This window comes from Rhodobacter sp. TJ_12 (genome assembly GCF_020023995.1).
Lineage (GTDB): Bacteria > Pseudomonadota > Alphaproteobacteria > Rhodobacterales > Rhodobacteraceae > Rhodobacter.
Genome location: NZ_NRRD01000002.1, coordinates 282,546 through 300,071 on the forward strand (window position 1 = coordinate 282,546; position 17,526 = coordinate 300,071).

General features: G+C 62.3%; 14 protein-coding genes. 12 read left to right on the forward strand and 2 right to left on the reverse strand.

Features of this window, described 5'->3' with window-relative positions; all coding sequences use genetic code 11:
• Positions 1–110: 110 nt before the first annotated feature.
• The 5 genes from CKO11_RS03565 to CKO11_RS03585 all read left to right on the forward strand — a co-directional run bounded on the left by CKO11_RS03565 (position 111) and on the right by CKO11_RS03585 (position 4,252).
• Positions 111–803, forward strand: coding sequence for a Crp/Fnr family transcriptional regulator (locus tag CKO11_RS03565; RefSeq protein ID WP_223632978.1), 693 nt, complete (start codon positions 111–113; stop codon positions 801–803).
• 56 nt (positions 804–859) lie between these two features.
• Complete coding sequence (locus CKO11_RS03570) at positions 860–1,444, forward strand: HupE/UreJ family protein (protein WP_223632980.1); 585 nt, start codon at positions 860–862, stop codon at positions 1,442–1,444.
• A 59-nt stretch (positions 1,445–1,503) separates the two neighbouring features.
• Positions 1,504–2,250 carry a hydrogenase nickel incorporation protein HypB gene (hypB, locus tag CKO11_RS03575; RefSeq protein ID WP_263298383.1) on the forward strand — a complete coding sequence of 249 codons (747 nt, stop codon included), beginning with the start codon at positions 1,504–1,506 and terminating at the stop codon, positions 2,248–2,250.
• 5 nt (positions 2,251–2,255) lie between these two features.
• Complete coding sequence (locus CKO11_RS03580; protein ID WP_223632982.1) at positions 2,256–2,486, forward strand: HypC/HybG/HupF family hydrogenase formation chaperone; 231 nt, start codon at positions 2,256–2,258, stop codon at positions 2,484–2,486.
• Between the two features lie 461 nt (positions 2,487–2,947).
• Complete coding sequence (locus CKO11_RS03585) at positions 2,948–4,252, forward strand: alanine/glycine:cation symporter family protein (RefSeq protein WP_223632985.1); 1,305 nt, start codon at positions 2,948–2,950, stop codon at positions 4,250–4,252.
• 144 nt (positions 4,253–4,396) lie between these two features.
• Here the strand turns inward: CKO11_RS03585 and CKO11_RS03590 are convergent, their stop codons facing one another.
• The gene (locus tag CKO11_RS03590) at positions 4,397–5,290 is read right to left on the reverse strand and encodes a LysR family transcriptional regulator (RefSeq protein WP_223632987.1); all 894 of its coding nucleotides are present in this window, start codon (positions 5,288–5,290) and stop codon (positions 4,397–4,399) included.
• A gap of 256 nt (positions 5,291–5,546) precedes the next feature.
• Between CKO11_RS03590 and CKO11_RS03595 the strand changes: the two genes are divergently transcribed.
• On the forward strand, positions 5,547–6,635 hold the full coding sequence (locus CKO11_RS03595) for an alpha/beta hydrolase (RefSeq protein ID WP_223632990.1): 1,089 nt from the start codon (positions 5,547–5,549) through the stop codon (positions 6,633–6,635).
• 152 nt (positions 6,636–6,787) lie between these two features.
• Here CKO11_RS03595 and CKO11_RS03600 read toward each other — a convergent pair whose 3' ends face one another.
• Positions 6,788–9,169: a methyl-accepting chemotaxis protein gene (locus tag CKO11_RS03600; RefSeq protein ID WP_223632992.1), complete on the reverse strand. Its 2,382-nt coding sequence runs from the start codon at positions 9,167–9,169 to the stop codon at positions 6,788–6,790.
• Positions 9,170–9,538: 369 nt separating this feature from the next.
• On the opposite strand from CKO11_RS03600, the gene CKO11_RS03605 reads away from it, so the two are divergent.
• From CKO11_RS03605 to CKO11_RS03630, 6 genes are all read left to right on the forward strand, one after another.
• Complete coding sequence (locus tag CKO11_RS03605) at positions 9,539–11,782, forward strand: heavy metal translocating P-type ATPase (RefSeq protein ID WP_223632995.1); 2,244 nt, start codon at positions 9,539–9,541, stop codon at positions 11,780–11,782.
• 431 nt (positions 11,783–12,213) lie between these two features.
• Positions 12,214–12,738 (forward strand): MarR family winged helix-turn-helix transcriptional regulator, encoded by a 525-nt coding sequence (locus CKO11_RS03610; RefSeq protein WP_223632997.1) that lies wholly within the window; start codon positions 12,214–12,216, stop codon positions 12,736–12,738.
• A complete protein-coding gene (locus tag CKO11_RS03615; RefSeq protein WP_223633000.1) occupies positions 12,735–13,433 on the forward strand; it encodes an SDR family NAD(P)-dependent oxidoreductase in 699 nt (232 codons plus the stop codon). Before CKO11_RS03610 ends, CKO11_RS03615 begins: the two co-directional genes overlap by 4 nt.
• Complete coding sequence (locus tag CKO11_RS03620) at positions 13,433–14,764, forward strand: NAD(P)/FAD-dependent oxidoreductase (RefSeq protein ID WP_223633002.1); 1,332 nt, start codon at positions 13,433–13,435, stop codon at positions 14,762–14,764. The genes CKO11_RS03615 and CKO11_RS03620 overlap by 1 nt, the downstream gene beginning before the upstream one ends.
• Positions 14,765–14,844: 80 nt before the next feature.
• Positions 14,845–16,485: a peptide ABC transporter substrate-binding protein gene (locus CKO11_RS03625; protein ID WP_223633004.1), complete on the forward strand. Its 1,641-nt coding sequence runs from the start codon at positions 14,845–14,847 to the stop codon at positions 16,483–16,485.
• Positions 16,486–16,563: 78 nt separating this feature from the next.
• Positions 16,564–17,514: an ABC transporter permease gene (locus tag CKO11_RS03630; RefSeq protein WP_223633007.1), complete on the forward strand. Its 951-nt coding sequence runs from the start codon at positions 16,564–16,566 to the stop codon at positions 17,512–17,514.
• Positions 17,515–17,526 lie beyond the last annotated feature (12 nt).

Here is a 17,526-nt window from a genome sequence, read left to right on the forward strand (position 1 = left end):
GGTTCAACGCCGCGATCGCAACGCGACCCTTGGCAGGGGCGTCTTCTTCCTGTCACATCTGTTGAACGGCCGCTTGGCCCGATGGGACACAGCAGAAGGGAGACTGTGATATGCCCCCCCGCTTTGGAATTGCAGATGTGCTCACCAGCCGCGCAGGCGACGGCTTCTTCAAAGGGTTTCATGCCCGCCGTCATGGCAAAGGGGCGATGATTTGCACCGGCGAGGGGGATGAAAACGGTGTTTTCGTCGTCATGGATGGCCGCTTGCGCGCCTATATGATCGGCGAAGACCGCGAAATCACGCTTTTTTATCTGATCCCAGGCGACATTTTCTGCACCCATTCGGGCTGCCTTGTCGAAGCGGTGGAACCGAGCGAGACGCGTTTTGCCGATCTGGCCACCTTCAAGCGCAAGCTTGAAGACTGCCCGTCGATCTCGTTCGGGCTGGTGTCGATCTTGGGGCGTGCGATCATGTCTTGCATGCGCACGATTGAAGATTTGATGTTTCACGACATCAAGCAGCGGCTTGCGGTGTTTTTTCTCGATCACGCTGAAACCCAAGGCAAGCCCGTCGAGGGCGGCACCCATCTGGCGCTTGGCCTGACCACCGAAGAGATCGCCAATATGATCGGTTCGGCGCGTCAGACCACCTCGACCGCGCTCAACAGCCTGATGAAGGAGGGCTATCTCAAGCGGCTCAACCGCACCGAATTCCTGCTGCGCGACGCCGAGGGTCTGCAAAATCTCGCCACCGGCGAGGATGTCCGCAAAGCGCTGCGCCAGCTTAAGACCGAGCCCCCCTAGGGGCCCCATTCCGCGCGGTTCCCGCGCGGCCCGGACTTCAACGAAAGGAACTTCCCATGTCCGTCAAGACCCTCTTCGCTGCCGCTGTGCCGGCAGCGGCCCTGATCGTGCTGCCCTCTGTCGCGCTTGCGCACCCCGGTCATGCGCTGGGCACCAGCTTTGCCGCTGGCGCGCTGCACCCGCTGACCGGGCTCGATCATGCCCTTGCCATGGTGCTTGTCGGCGCGCTGTCGGTGCAACAGGGGGGCGCCGCGCGCTGGGCGCTGCCCGCCGCCTTCGTCGCCGCGATGGCCGCGGGGATCGGCCTTGGCGCTACCGGGCTTGCCCTGCCGCTTGTCGAAGCGGGCATTGCCGTTTCGCTGGTGCTGTTTGGGTTGGCCGTCGCCTTCGGCTGGCGCGCGCCCTTGGCCGCCGCGTCATCGCTTGTGGCGGTTTTCGGCCTTTTGCACGGCCATGCGCATGGGGTCGAGGCGGGCGCTGGTTTTGCGTTGGTTGCGGGCATGTTGGGGGCCACGGCGCTTTTGCACGGCACGGGCATTGCCCTTGGTTTGATCGCCCGGCGCCATGGGGTACTGGCGCTGCGCCTGCTGGCGGGCGGCACGGCCTGTTTCGGCCTTGGGCTGATGGGCGCCGCGATCTGAGAAAGAAGACCCCAAGACGGCCGCGCCTTGCGGCCGTCGATGCAGCAAAGGAGGGCGCCATGTGCGGCACCTGCAATTGTGATCACCACCACGGGGAAACTGGTCCCGCGGCTTTGCCTCTTGAAACGACGGGGCCGCGCACGATCCGGCTCGAACAGGCGATCTTGGGGCGCAATGATGCGCTGGCAGCGCAAAATCGCGCCGCTTTCGATGCCCAAGGCCTCTTGGCGCTGAACCTGCTGTCTTCCCCCGGTTCGGGCAAGACCACGCTTTTGTGTGAGACGATCCGCGCGCTCGCGGGGCGCTTGCCCACCGCAGTAATCGAAGGCGATCAGGAAACCAGTTTTGACGCGGACCGCATCCGCGAGACTGGCGCCCCCGCCGTGCAGATCAATACCGGCAAAGGCTGCCATCTTGACGCGGCGATGATCGCGGATGCCGTGGGCCAGCTTGCCCCGGTCCGGGGCAGTGTGCTGTTCATTGAAAATGTGGGCAATCTTGTCTGTCCTGCCGCCTTCGATCTGGGCGAGGCGGCGCGAGTGGTCGTGCTTTCTGTCACCGAAGGCGACGACAAGCCTTTGAAATACCCAGATATGTTTGCCCATGCCGATCTGATGATCCTCAACAAGATCGACTTGCTGCCCTATCTCCGCTTTGATGTGGCGCGGTGTCTGGAAATGGCGCGGCGGGTCAATCCGGCGCTGCCCTGCTTGCAGCTTTCCGCCACCACCGGGGAAGGTTTTGACGCCTGGCTTGATTGGATCGCGCACCAATATACCGCACCGCGGTGCGGCGCGGGGCATTAAACGCCATGTGTATCGCGGTTCCTGCGCAACTGATTGCCCTTCTGCCCGAAGCCATGGGGCAGGTCTGTGTCGATGGCCGGCGAGAGGAAACAATCAGCCTTGCATTCGTGCCCGAGGCAAAACCGGGGGATCATCTTCTTTTGGCCACGGGCTTTGCAATCGCGCGCATTGAGGCGGGCGAAGCCGAAGCCCGTGCGACGGCCCTGCGCGAAATCGGCTATCTGGCGCCGCGTTAAGAACAGGCGCTGGCTACATGCATCCGGCGGTCTTGGCCCGATGGTCAGGATTGGTGCGACATAATTGAAGGCACAGCGCAGGGCATCGCATCTGAGCGTGAAGAAAAGGCGCGCGCCAGACCGGCAAAGCCACGGGCGCGGTTGCGCTTTCGGAGCCTGTGCCGCAGGCCGATTTCGGCGTTGTCCCCAAATGCGCCCGTCGCCTGAGACGGGCGTTACGCCTCAAGTGGCTGTCCCGCGCTCCGTGAAGGTGACCGGGGAATTCGCGGGTTGATCTTGGTCCCGATGCGACCGTAAGGGAGGGCCGCGAAAAACAGAACAATATCCCCGCAGCGCGCGGACGGACTCACGCTGATGCCTTGTTTCGTGGAAGCACGCGCGCGGGACAAAGAGGAGACGACCGTTTGGAACTGATACTAGGTTTCTTCAACTGGCTAAACGGTATTGTTTGGGGCGTTCCGATGATCGTCTTGATCATTGGCACTGGCCTTTTTCTTCAGCTTCGTCTCGGCTTCATGCCGATCCGCAAGCTTGTTTATGGTTTCAGGGCGATTTGGAAAAGCCGCACGCCCGGCGCGGATGCGGAAGGCGATATCACCCCTTATGCCGCGCTGATGACCGCCCTTTCGGGGACCATCGGCACCGGTAACATTGTCGGTGTGGCAACGGCCATTGCGGTGGGCGGCCCCGGGGCGCTGTTTTGGATGTGGGTCACGGCCTTTGTCGGCATGGCCACGAAATATGCCGAGGTGGTTGTCGCGGTGAAATACCGCGAGGTTGACGACAAGGGCGAGCATGTCGGTGGCCCGATGTTCGCGATCAAGAACGGTCTGGGCAAACGGTGGCACTGGCTCGGCACCGCCTTCGCGCTGTTTGGCGGCCTTGCGGGCTTTGGCATCGGCAATATGGTGCAAGCCAATGGCATCGCCAGCGCCATTCAGAATTCTTTCGGGGTGCAGACATGGATCACCGGGGCCGTCTTGACGGTGGTGACCGGTCTGGTCGTTTTGGGCGGGATCCGGCGCATCGGCGCGGTGGCGCAAAAGGTCGTGCCGTTCATGGCGGTCATCTATCTGATCTGCGTGCTGTTCGTTTTGGTGCTGTTTGCCGGGAATATTCCCGCGGCTTTTGCCACCATTGTGCATGATGCCTTTACCGGCACCGCAGCCGCAGGCGGGTTCCTTGGCGCCAGCATCATCATGGCGCTGCAAAAGGGCGTGGCACGCGGCATCTTTTCGAACGAAGCGGGCCTTGGCACCGCGGGGATCGCACAGGCGGCGGGTTCCAGCGCAAGCCCGGTGTTTTCGGGCGTGATCGGCATGATGGGCACCTTCATCGACACGATCATCATCTGCACCTTGACCGGGCTTGCGATCATGGTCACCGGGGTTTGGACCAGCGGTGAGACCGGGGCGCTCTTGTCCTCGGCGGCGTTCGAGGCCGCCATTCCGGGCTATGGTGGCTATTTGCTGACCATCTGTTTGGCGCCTTTTGCCTTCACCACCATCTTGGGCTGGGCCTATTATGCCGAGAAGTGCTGGGAATTCCTGCTGGGCACCGTCAGCGAAAAGCCGTTTCGCGTGCTGTGGACCATCATGGTCTTCTTCGGCGCGACCTTGAGCCTCGATTTCGCTTGGTTGGTGGCGGATACGCTCAATGCCTTGATGGCGATCCCGAACCTGATTTCGCTGCTGCTGCTGTCGCCGGTCATCGTGAAGCTGACGCAAGACCATTTCGCCCCCGGAAGCGCCGAAGCCCGGCTGTGATAAAAAATGTGCCGGGGCATCCGCCGGATGCCCCGCACCCTCGAAAAGGATGCAAAGCCAGTCCACCCTTGCCTGCCTTTGCCGTAACCTGATCTTTGTTCACATTGCTTTTGGGGCACTGCCGTTGGGCGGTGGGGCCTTACCTTACCCCGTGTGACGCAAGGCCTCCAAGACCGCTTTGAACGCGGGCGAGGGCTGGCGTCTGTTTGGATAGTAAAGGTGAAACGGGTCGAAAAAGGGACAATAGGCGTCGAGCACCTGCACCAGCCGTCCGGCCTTGAGATGCGGCGCGGCAAGCTCCACTGGCATATAGGCGCAGCCAAAGCCCGCAAGCGCGGCCTCCAGCACCAAAAAGACATTGTTGAACGCCAGTTGCCCATCGACCTTCACGCGCAGGTCATGGCCATTCTCTTGAAATTCCCAAGCAAAAGATCGTTTGGCGGATTGCAAAGTGAAGTTGATGCAGGGCAGCTCCGCCAAGTCGCGCGGGTGCTGCGGTTTTGGATGCGTCTCAAAGACTTGCGGCGCGGCCACGACGATGTATCGCAACGGCGTGCCGATCCGCGCGGAAATCATATCCTTCGCCAAATGCTCGCCCCGGCGCACGCCGGCATCGAAGCCTTCGGCGACAATGTCGTTGAACCCGTTATCCAGCGTGATTTCCACCTTGATATCCGGGTTCGCGCGCAAAAGCGGTTGCAGCTTGGGCCAAAGCACCTGATCGATCCCAAGGTCCGACGACACGAGGCGCACCGTCCCCGCAGGGGTTTCGCGCAGCGCGCCAAGTTCATCAAGGTGTGCATCGATCTGGCCGATGTGATGGCTGATCCCATCCAGCAGGCGCTGTCCGGCCTCGGTCGTGGCCACGGCGCGGGTGGTGCGTGTCAACAGGCGCACCCCCAGACGCGCCTCCAACTGGCGGATCGTGTGGCTGAGCGCGGATTGTGACACCCCCAGACGGGCGGCGGCCCGGGTAAAGTTCCTTTCCTGCGCCACGGCCATGAAGGACCGCAGGTCATTGAGGTTTGCGCGCGACACGTCCGGCCTTTTTGATGCAGTATTTCGTTTTATCATTATCGATTGCATTTGGTTCACGATCAATGCGCCGCGTAGGCCGAGACAAAGGGCAGGGGGACGTGGCGGTTCCAAACGGGTGCAGCTTGCGCCAAAGCGGGCTTGGCGGCCGATGGGCATTCATGAAAATTGCTCATTACGACATCCCGACTGATCCCCCTAATCGTGCAGTCAGTTCGCCCCACCTTAACCGCAGTGACAACAATCACAGGGATGAACCATGACTGACACACAGCACCTTTCTGCCGAAACCGATGGCACGAACGAAAGCCGTCGGAACCTGCTGAAAATGGCGGGGGTCAGCGCTGCCGCCGTCGCCGCCGCTTCTTTCGGCGGCCCGCTGCGCGCCCAGACCAGTGATTGGGACAAGACCTTCCCGCGCAGCGATGCGGTTGACCATTCCAAGGTCGAGTTCACGAACCGTTATGGCATCACGCTGGTGGGCGATCTTTATATGCCCGCCAAGCGCCCCGACGGGCCGATGCCTGCGCTGGCAGTGGCGGGCCCCTTTGGGGCGGTGAAAGAACAAGCCGCTGGCCTTTACGCACAGATCATGGCCGAGCGCGGCTTTGTCACGCTTGCCTTTGATCCGTCTTACGTTGGGGAAAGCGGCGGCCAGCCCCGGTCTGTTGCCTCTCCCGATATCAATACCGAAGATTTCATGGCCGCGATCGACTATCTTGGCCTGCATGATGCGGTCGACCGCGAACGGCTTGGCATCATCGGCATCTGCGGTTTTGGCGGCATGGCGCTGAACGCGGTGGCCGTGGACAAGCGGGTGAAAGCGGTGGCCACCACCAGCATGTATGACATGTCCCGCGTGATGGCGAAGGGCTATTACGACAGCCTCTCCGATGCGCAGCGCGCCGAAAACCTTGCCGCGATGAGCCGCCAACGCTGGGAAGACGCGCAAAGCGAAAGCCCCGCGCTGGCCGGCGGGCTGCCCGATAGCCTTGAGGGGATCGATGATCCGGTGATCCGGATGTATCATGCCTATTACAAGGACCCGGCGCGCGGCTATCACCCGCGTTCGGTGAATTCGAACGACGGCTGGACCGTGACCAACCCGTTGTCTTTCATGAACATGCCGTTGCTCACCTATATCGACGAGATCGCGCCGCGCCCGATGCTGGTGATCGCCGGTTCCGAGGCGCATTCGCGCTATTTCAGCGAGGACGCGGTCGCCGCCGCTGCCGAGCCCAAGGAATTGATGATCATCGAAGGGGCCGATCACGTCGACCTTTACGATCAGGTGGACATCATCCCCTTTGATAAGCTTGAGGCGTTCTTCCGCCAAAACCTCGCCTGACAGCCGCAAAACGCGAAAGGGCGCGGCCTGCTGGCCGCGCCCCGTCTTGTTGGTTCTGGGCAAAGCTGTGCTTTGAGCCCCTGACCAATGCGACATCCCGATGGCTACGCTTGCGCGCGAAAATCGCTGCCGACCAATAGGCCGGCAGCGGCTCAGGCGCTTTTGCGGGGGGCCTCTTGATGGGCTTCCCAGCCGCTGAACCGCGCCACCAGATTGCCCAGATCGGCCACGGCGGTGGCAAGCGAGCTTGTGGCGGCGGTGGTTTCTTCGAACATCGCCGCGTTTTCCTGCGTTGCAGTGTCAAGCTGGCTCAAGGCTTTCGTCACTTCGGAAATGCCCTGTTCCTGTTCGCTCGCACTGGCGGCAATCTCGCTCACGCGGCCCGAAATATCCGACACCGCGCCCGAGATCGTTTCGAGTGCCGTGCCGCATTCACGCACCAAGGTCACGCCATCGCGCACCTGATTTCCGCTGTCGGCGATCAGCGTGCCGATTTCGGCGGCGGATTCGGCGGCGCGCTGCGCCAGTGCCCGCACTTCCGAGGCGACAACGGCAAAGCCGCGCCCCGCTTCGCCCGCGCGGGCGGCCTCGACCCCGGCATTGAGCGCCAAAAGGTTGGTTTGGAAGGCGATATCATCGATCACATTGATGATCCGGGTGATCGCATCCGAAGAGGCCTCGATCCGCTGCATCGCCTCGACGGCGGCGCGCATTGTTTCTTGCGAGCGTCCCGCCCGGTCACAGGCGTCATGGGCCAGCGCGCGCACGCTGTTGATCCCCGAATTCGTCTGCCCGACCGCGGTCAGCATTTCTTGCATCGCCGAAGAGGTTTGATCCAGCGAGGCGGCCGAGGATTCGGTGCGCCGCGACAGGTTCACCGCCGCATTGGCAATTTCGTTGCTGTCGGTGCGAATGCTGTCGGTCGCGGTCGAAATTTCGGTCACGATTGCGCAAAGGCTTTTGGCGGCGGCGTTAAAATCCATCCGCAGCGCTTTGTAGGCCTCGTCGAAGAACCCTTCGATCGTCACATCAAGCCGCCCATCCGCCAAGGCCCGCAGCGAGGCGCTAAGCGCTTCGACCACCTGCCGCAACGCCTCGTCGGCGCGGGCGCGTTCGGCATCGATTGCGGCGCGTTGCGCGTCTTCGGCGGCGCGTTGTGCCTCTTCGGCCTCGCGGGCGCGTTCTAGTTCTTCGCGTTCGCGGGCGGCCTCCGCCACGGCGCGTTCGCGCTGGCGCTCGGCGCTGGCTTCGCGTTCGGCGGCCAGACGGGCATCGGTTTCGCGCGCCGAGACCAGCGCCTCGCGGAACCGCTCCAGCGTGCGGGCCATGCGGCCAACCTCGTCGCCACGTTCCCGATGCGGCACGTCATGATGCAGATCGCCTTGGCCCACGGCATCCATCGCCTCTGTCAGCCGTGTCAACGGTTGACTGACCGAGCGCGACAAACGCATCGCCAATGCTGCGGCAGCCGCCATCACAGCCGCCCCGATCACCATGAAAATCAACGTCATACGGCCCAGCGGCGCCAACAGATGATCGGCGCTTTCACTGGTCAAAAGCGCCCATCGTGTGCCCAAAAAATCGAACGGACGATAGGCGATGAAACGATCCCCCGCTTCGTTGGTGATCCGCATCACGCCGGTTTCGCCCGCCAACGCAGCTTGCACGGCGGCATCGTCTTCGCGGGTGGTGAGAATGTCATCCTCGGGTGTCGACAAGAGGTCGGACCGCAGAAAACCATCCGTGCCCACAAGATAGGCTTGCTTGGTGTCGGTGCCATCACTGACGTTTTGCAAGGCCGCGTTCATCGCCCCGATCGGCAATTGAATCGCAATCACCCCCAGCGTCGCGCCGCTGTCATCCACCACCGGCGCGGCAATGAAGGCCGCTGGCGCATCATGGCTGGGCGCATAGGGGGCAAAATCGCGAAATGCCGCCGCATCCTTGCCCGACAGCGTTAGCGCTTCGCGGAACACCACGCCCAGATCGGTATCTTTCCAAGGGCCGGTTTGCAGATTGGTGGCAAAATCGAGTTCCTTGAACACGGTATAGACGATGGTGCCCGTCGGATCGATTAGGAAGATGTCATAGAAACCGCGCTCGGCAAGCCGGGTGGCTAGGCCAGGATGCAGATCGGCGTGCAGTTGATCATAGGTGCTGCCATCGCCCGTCGAGACCAACAGGTTCTTTTCGCCCAGCGGATTGGGATTTTCCTCGATATAGGCCGCTTGCAGCGACGCGCGGGCATCGGGGCGCTGGTCATAGGCGCTGGACATGGCCACAAGCGCACTCTGGATCGAACGATCCTGCGCCATCGATAGCAGATCGGCCCGCGTGCCCTTGAGCAAAAGATTGAGCGCCTGTTCCGGCCCCCGGGCCAGCGTGGCGAGCGTGGTTTCAGAGCCACTGATCAGCGTTTGGCGTGTGCTAAGATAGGCGGGCAGGGCCGTGCAAGTTGCCGCCACAAAGGCCACCACTGTCATCATCAACGGCAATCGGTGAGACAGATCCAGCGCTGTCAACTTGGCAAACATCGGCGGTTCCTCGTTACAAATCACTCGAACACCGGCCAAGAACTAGGGGCAAATGCTTAATATGCGGCAAAGGTGATTCAACAAAATAGCGCGGGACCATCAGGCAAGCGCATGGTTTCGGCCTGATGCGCAAAAGATCAGCCGGAGCAGCACCAAAACGCGGCAACTTCTGATCGGAGCCTTTGCTCCTTGGTGCCGTTCCGTCGGGCTAAGGGCCCGATAAACAGCATCGGGGCGTCTTCTTGGGGCAAACGGCCCCCAAGATCGTTAGCGTGCGCAAGGCTGCGCCCCCTCGAATATGGCTTGAACCGAAAGCTGCGCTAGGTCGTATATCGGATTGTGATCGAAGCCGGACGACGGAGCGCAATTATGACAAATGGGCGCGCAATGCAGCGCGAGTGGCGCGTGACAGGAATGGATTGCGGCGCATGTGCCGCAAAGGTGCGCGGCGCCGTCGAACGGCTGCCCGGCGTCACGGAGGTTGACGTGGCACTTATGGGCGAACGGTTACGGCTGTCGCTTGATGAGGCACAGACATCGGCTGAGCATATCGAAAAGGCCGTGCGCGACGTTGGTTTTGGTATCGCGCCCAAAGGCGCGCCGCCGGAACGGCCCAAGGGGGGCTTCATCTTGCCCGAGGACGCCTTTGCCGAGGGTGCGACACCTCCAGAGGCTGACGCGGAAGGGGCAGGGGCCCCGGCGCCCGCCATGGCAGCGCCGACGCCATGGTGGCACAGCGCAAAGGGCCGCCTTGTTCTGCGCACCGGTGGTTTGCTTGCCATGGCTTGGGCATCGCGCCTGATCGTCCCGGCAGAGATCGCGCATTGGGTGTTCATCGTGGCCACCCTTGTCGGGATTATGCCCATTGCGCGGCGCGCTATTGCAATGGCGCGGGCGCGCATGCCCTTTACGATCGAGATGTTGATGACCATTGCCGCCAGCGGTGCGCTGGTGATCGGGGAGCCGGAGGAAGCGGCGCTTGTCGTCTTTCTCTTCGCCGTGGGCGAGCTGTTAGAGGGTGTTTCTGCGGGCAAGGCGCGCGACAGTATCCGGGCCCTCTCGACGCTTGTGCCAAAGACGGCGCGGCTTGAACAGGGCGGAAAAATACGGGCGATCTCGGCCGAAAAACTTGAGATCGGCCAAGTCGTTCAGGTGCGCCCCGGGGATCGCGTGCCCTGCGATGGCGAGGTGATCGAGGGCATTTCGGGCGTTGATGAAAGCCCGGTGACCGGAGAAAGCGTCCCGAGCCTCAAGGAACCGGGCGCGGTGGTCTTTGCCGGATCGATCAACGCCGAGGCGCTTTTGCGTGTGCGTGTCACAAAGGCCTCAGAAGACAACACCATCGCCCGCATCGTGCGCCTCGTCCAAGAGGCCGAAAGCGCGCGCGCCCCGACCGAGCGGTTTATCGACCGGTTCAGCCGGATTTACATGCCTGCCGTGGTTGGCTTTGCGGGTCTTGTCGCCATCGTGCCGCCGCTGGCCTTCGGCCTGGCCTGGAGCGAATGGACCTATCGCGCGCTTGCGCTTTTGCTGATCGGGTGCCCCTGCGCCTTGGTCATCTCGGTGCCCGCCTCGATCGCCTCGGCTCTTTCGACCGGGGCACGCAATGGCCTTTTGATGAAGGGGGGCGCGGTGATCGAAGCCGCAGCCCGCACCACCCATGTCGCCTTTGACAAGACTGGCACGCTGACGCTGGGCAAGCCGCGCGTGACAGATGTGTCTGCGCTGACCGGCAGCGAAGATGTGCTGATCGCGCGTGCGGCTGGGGTCGAGCGCGGTGCGAGCCATCCGCTGGCTCAGGCGATCTGTGCCGAAGCCGCGCGGCGCGGCGTTGATGCGGCGCCTGTTTCTGGCGGCCGCGCAATCCCCGGCAAAGGCGCGGAAGCTTTTATCGACGGAATGACCCTTTGCGTGGGCTCCGCGCGGCTGGCGCAGGAGCGCGGTGTGCTCACGGAGGACCTTCGGGCCCGGGTGGCGGCGCTCGAAGCGGAAGGGAAGACGGTGGTCATCGTCTTGCTTGACGACGCGCCCCAAGGTCTTATCGCGCTGCGCGACGATCCCCGCGCCGATGCGGCGGATGCGGTCGCGCAACTCCATGCGCTTTGGATCTCTCCTGTCATGCTGACGGGTGACAACGCCCGCACGGCGCAGGCCATCGCTGCGGGGCTTGGGATCGCGCAGCGCTCGGGCCTTTTGCCCCAAGACAAGGTGGCGGCAATCCAAGCCTTATCGCAGGACGCCCGGGTGATGATGGTCGGTGACGGGATCAACGACGCGCCCGCGCTTGCCGCCGCAGATATTGGCGTCGCGATGGGATCGGGCAGTGATGTCGCGCTAGAGACGGCCGATGCGGCGATCTTGCGCAACCGCGTCAGTGATGTGGCGGGCACGATCCGCCTTGCCCGCGCCACGATGTCCAACATCCGCCAAAACATCGCGATCGCGCTGGGGCTCAAGGCGGTCTTCCTTGTGACCACGGTCTTCGGGATCACGGGCCTTTGGATTGCGGTCCTCGCCGATACTGGTGCGACCGTGCTGGTGACGATGAATGCGCTTCGGTTGCTTTTCTTCCGCCCGACCGATGCGCCGGCCCCCAAGGTGCGTGCCGCATAAAAGGCTGGGGATGCTTGCGCCAATCACGCATCCGCGACGCTTTGGCCCCCAGCCCCGGAACAACGCTCGTCTCGCTTTCGCGGGGCCGAAGCGGCTGTTCTAGGTCCCGCCGGTTTTTGCCCGAAATGCGCGCCCCTGCGATGCGGCGGATCTTGGCAGATCAAGCCCATTCGGGGCGCGTTGGCAGGTCTTCATGCCGATCTTGGCAAGGACGAGGGGGCCGGTTCCTGCGGGTCGCTCTCGCGGCTCTCGACCGCTTCTTTGTCGCAATACCGTGAGACTCGCGCCTAAATTCTGTGCTTTCGCGCTCTAATCGCGCGGAAATGCGCGTCATGCAAAGTTTTTGATAGCGCAATCATCCCGTTTGTCGCGGTCCTGTTTGCACAATTGTTGTCAGTGGCAATTGTGGTCGATGACAAGTGGAGGGGACCATGCAACCGAGCGACAGCAGCGCGACCGAGAAAATGGACTGTTTTGACGAAATCTGCCTAGATGTTCTGAACGAGCGGCTTTCGTATTATCTGCGCGTGCTCAACCTCGGGGTGGCTTCCGATCTGGATGCGCTGATCGCCCATCTGCCGGTTGCGCGCGGCACTGGCAAAATCTCGACGCTTTTCGCGGTGATGCACCAGCCGGGCATTTCGGCAAGCGAGATCGCCCCCTTTGCGGGCAAAGATGCGCCGGCCATGACCCGGCTTGTGGATCGTTTGATTGACGATGGTCTTTTGGAACGGCGCGCCGATCCGGACACGCGCCGCCGTCAATGTCTGTTCATTACCGAACAGGGGCGCGCGGTGATGGATCAGGTGCGCGCGGTGCTCGACACGGAACGCGCGCAGATGTTTGGCGTGTTGAGCGACGAAGAACATGCCGAAGCGCTGCGCCTGATGCGCAAGATGGCAGCGGGCTATGTGCAACGCGCCTTGCCTGCCACGCGCAGGGGGGGCAACAAATGAGCGGCGTGATGCTGATCACCGGGGCGAGCCGGGGCATCGGGCTTGCGGTGGCGCGTGAAGCGCAGGCACGGGGTTGGTTTGTCTCGCTGGGGCTGCGCCAGCCCGAGCATTTGCCCAAAGGTCTTGATGCCAGCGCCGCCGAAACCGTGGCCTATGAGGCAAGCGCGGGCGGCGAGCGCGATTGGGTCGCAGGCGTTTTGGCGCGGCATGGGCGGGTGGATGCTCTGGTGTGCTGTGCGGGCGTGCTGGAACAGCAAAGCATCGTCACCGAAGACGAGGCCGCCGTACAGCGGCTTTTTGAGATCAACGCCCATGCACCGCGGCGCTTGGCGGCGGCGGCTTGGGCCCCACTACAAGCGGCAGGCAACGGGCGGATCGTGATCTTGGCCTCGCTTTCAGGCAAGCGCGTCAAAGGAAAACGCTCCGGCCTTTATGCTTTTTCCAAATTTGCGGCGGTGGGGCTTGCCCATGCGCTGCGTCACGAGGGTTGGGCCGATGGCATTCGTGCCACCGCGATCTGTCCGGGCCTTGTGAACACCGAGATGGGGACGCGCGCCGCGCATGGCGATATCGACGCCGCCACCATGACCCAGCCCGCCGATCTGGCCCGGCTGGTGCTTGAAACGGTCGGTCAGCCCGCAACGCTGTCGCAGGCCGAAATCTCCCTTAATTGCCAACTGGATGGACTTTACTGATGCCTGGCCCACGCGTAACCCCCGTTTACGGGGATGAAAACCTGCCCGAAAAGGTCGATGTCGTCGTCATCGGCGGCGGGATCATCGGCGCCTCAACCGCGCTTGAACTGGCCGAGCGCGGCCTGAAGGTCGCGCTGTGTGAAAAGGGCGGGATCGGGCAAGAACAAAGCTCGCGCAACTGGGGCTGGGTGCGGATTTCGCGCCGCGACCCGAAAGAAATCCCGCTGATGGCAGAAACGCTGAAGCTGTGGCCCGAATTGGCCAAACGCACCGGGCGCGATGTCGGCTACAAGCAAGCGGGCATCATGTTCGCGGCCAAGACCGACAAAGACATGGCCAAGTTCGAGCGCTGGACGCGCCACCTTGCGCCGGTTGGGTTGAGCGCCGAAGTGATGAAGCGCGATGCTTTTGATACGGTCATGGGCGGTTGCGAAGAAAAGGTCAAAGGCGGCCTTTTCACCGCCGTTGATGGCCGGGCCGAGCCGCAACTGGCCGCCCCCGCGATTGCCGAGGCCGCGCGCGCGGCGGGCGCTTCGGTGCTGACCGAATGCGCGGTGCGCGGGGTGGAAACCTCGGGTGGGGCGGTGAGCGGTGTCATCACCGAACGCGGGCCGATTGCCTGCGATGCGGTGGTGCTGGCGGGCGGGGCTTGGTCACGGCTCTTCTCGGGCAATTTCGGGCTCGAACTGCCGCAGCTTAAGGTGCAAAACACCGTGCTGCGCACCAGCCCGATTGAGGGCGGCCCGGAGCCCGCCTATTGGAATGACACTTTCGCGTTCCGCAAACGCGCCGATGGCGGCTATTCAATTGCCGATGGCTCGACCAATATCGCGCATTTGACGCCCGACAGCTTCCGTCTGTTCAAAACCTTCCTGCCCGCCTTCTTGCACACGATTGGCGATGTCAGCCTGCGGCTTTCCGAGCGCTTCGTGATCGAGGCCGTGACCCCGCGGCGTTGGGATCTCGATGAGCCGAGCCCGTTTGAATACACCCGCGTTTTGGACCCGAAACCGGATCGCAAGCTGCTGACGCGGATCTTGCAAGATGCCGCAAGCCGCTTCCCGATCTTTAAAGGTGCGAAAATCTTGCAAGGCTGGGCGGGGCTGATGGATGTCACCCCCGATGCCGTGCCGGTGATTTCGGGCGTGGATGGCAAACCGGGCTTTTACATCGCCACGGGCTTTTCCGGTCACGGCTTTGGCATTGGCCCCGGTGCGGGCCGCTTGATGGCGCAACTCGTCACCGGCGAAACGCCGATGGTCGATCCGCATCACTTCCGCTTCTCGCGCTTTAGCGATGGGTCCCGCTTGGTTCCCGACGACGGGTTCTAAGCGCGCCGCGCCAGATCCCTTGCCGAGGGCGCCGCAGAAGCGCCCCGGTCCCCTCCACCTAACGTCTGACAGGAGATCTTATGACGTCGAAATCTACCCTTTCCCATCCCAGCCGTCGCGGCTTTTTGGGCATGACGCTTGCGGGCGCTGCCGGTCTGAGCTTTGGGGCGATGCCGCGCCTTGCCCAAGCGCAGGCGACTGGTCAGGTGATTGTTGGCATCAGCCAAGAGCCCACCGTTTTCAACCCCCACCTTCTGCATATTGAGGTGGATGAAGGCGTGCATTGGGCGGTTTTTGATCCGCTGTTCGCGGTCGAACCCGATGGCACCTTCTCGCCGCGCCTCGTGACCGAAGTGCCGACGGTAGAAAACGGCGGGATCTCGGAAGATGGCACCGAATGGCACATCAAGCTCAAAGAGGGCGTCACCTGGCATGACGGCACGCCGTTTACCGCCGAAGATGTGAAATTCACGCTTGAGTTGCAACAAGACCCGGATTTCCGCGCCGCGCGCCGCGCGGGCCATGAGCTGATCGAAGAAATCGAAGTGCTCTCGCCCACGGAATTGCGCTGGAAAATGTCGCAATCCTATGCACCTTACATGGCGATCTTGTCGTGGACCTTCATCATCCCGAAACATGCCTTTGACGGCGTCGATGCCAACGAAGCGCCCTTCAACCAAAGCCCCATCGGCACCGGCCCCTATAAATGGGACAGCCGCTCGCCGGGCAACAATATCCAGCTTGTCGCCAATGCCGATTATCACGGCTCCAAAGCCTCGATCGAGCGTGTGGTGATTAAATATGTGCCGGATCTGACGGTGCTTTACACCCAGTTCAAAACCGGCGACGTGGATGTGATCGCGATCCAAGGCATCTCGCCCGATCACGCGGCAGAAGCCAGCAACCTGCCGGGAAAAACAGCGGTGCAAGTGCCGGTTGGCACGATCGAAACGCTGTCGCTCAACCTTGGCAACCCGGTGCTGGCCGACAAAGCCGTGCGTCAGGCGCTGTATCTGGGCGTCGATAAAACCACGATCATCGACGCGCTTTACTACGGTCTGCCGACGCCCACCGAAAGCTATATGCCGCAGCAAAGCTTCTATTACACGCCGGACCTGCCCGCGCATGTCTATGACCCCGAAGAGGGCAAGCGCGTGCTGGAAGCGGCGGGCTGGACCGTTGGGGCCGATGGCATCCGCGAAAAAGACGGGCTGCGTCTGTCGTTTGTTTGCTCGACCACGGCGGGCAACCATGTGCGCGAGCAATTGCAGCAGTTCTTGCAGCAAACTTGGCTCGACATGGGCATCGAAATGAAAATCGCCAACTTGCCGCCTGCGGTGATGTGGGGCGAGCATTGGATGCAATCGCAATTCGATATGGCGGTTGCGGGGTTGATCTTCCTCACCGGGCCCGATCCGGACACCTCTACCTTCATGCGCTCCGATGCGATTGCGGCGCAAGGCGGCGGCGGGCAGAACACCTTCCAATACATCAACCCGCGCGTCGATGAACTGCTTGATAGCGGGGCCTCGATGGTGTCGCCCGAGGCGCGCAAACCGGTCTATGCCGAGCTGCAACACCTTGTGCGCGATGAATTGCCGTTCTTGCCGCTGTTCCAGCGCAACGAAGGCCGCGGCCATGATGAAAAGCTGCAAGGCTACGAGCCCAACATCAACGTCCGCATCACCTTCTGGAATATGCAGGACTGGTCCTGGGCCTAACCGCCGCTCAGGCCACACTGCGCCCTCCGGCCCCGGTGCCGGGGGGCGTGTCTTTCCCACCCAGCCAGGAGACACCAGATGTTGCGCTTTCTGCTTTACCGGATCATCCAGGGTGCCGTTCTGCTTGTGATCGTTTCGATGATCGGCTTCGCGGTGCTCAACCTCGCCCCCGGCGGGCCGCTTTCTCAATATGCGATGACGCCCGGTATGACCCAAACCGAGCTGGACCATATTGCCGCGCAAATGGGCCTCGACCGCCCCATTCCGGTGCAATATTTCGACTGGTTCACCCATCTTCTGGTCGGCGATTGGGGCGTAAGCTACCGCGACCAAAGCCCTGTTTTGGATGTGGTTTTCCGCCATCTGGGCGCGACCTGCCTGCTCATGGGCACCTCGACGGTGATCTCTGTGGCGCTGGGCACGGTGGTTGGCGTTTTGGGCGCGCTCAAACGCTATTCGATTTTTGACTATGCCGCGACGGTGGGGGCCATGATCGCGCTGTCGATCCCGACCTTTTGGTTTGGCTTGGTGGCAATCTTCTTCTTCTCGCTCAAACTCGGCTGGTTGCCCGCGGGCAATATGTTCACGATCGGCGATGAATCCTTCGCCGATTACGCGATCCACCTGATCTTGCCCTCGGTCGTGCTGGCGCTTGTCAATGTGGCGATCTGGAGCCGCTATATGCGCTCGGCCACGCTTGATGTGATGGACCAAGATTTCGTGCGCACCGCCCGCGCCAAGGGCTTGCCGCGCTGGCGCATCACCACCGCGCATATCATCCGCAATGCGCTGATCCCGATGATTACGCTCGCGGGTCTGCAACTGCCCACCATCATCGGCGGCGCGCTTGTCACCGAAACCGTCTTCACCTGGCCCGGGCTGGGCCGTCTCTTCATCGATAGCCTTGGCTACAATGACTACCCGGTCATCATGGGGCTTTTGATGTTTTCCGCAATCCTCACCGTGGTGGGCAACTTTCTGGCCGACATCTTTGTCGCCGTTGCCGATCCGCGCATTCGTCTGACCTGATCGGAGGGCTTC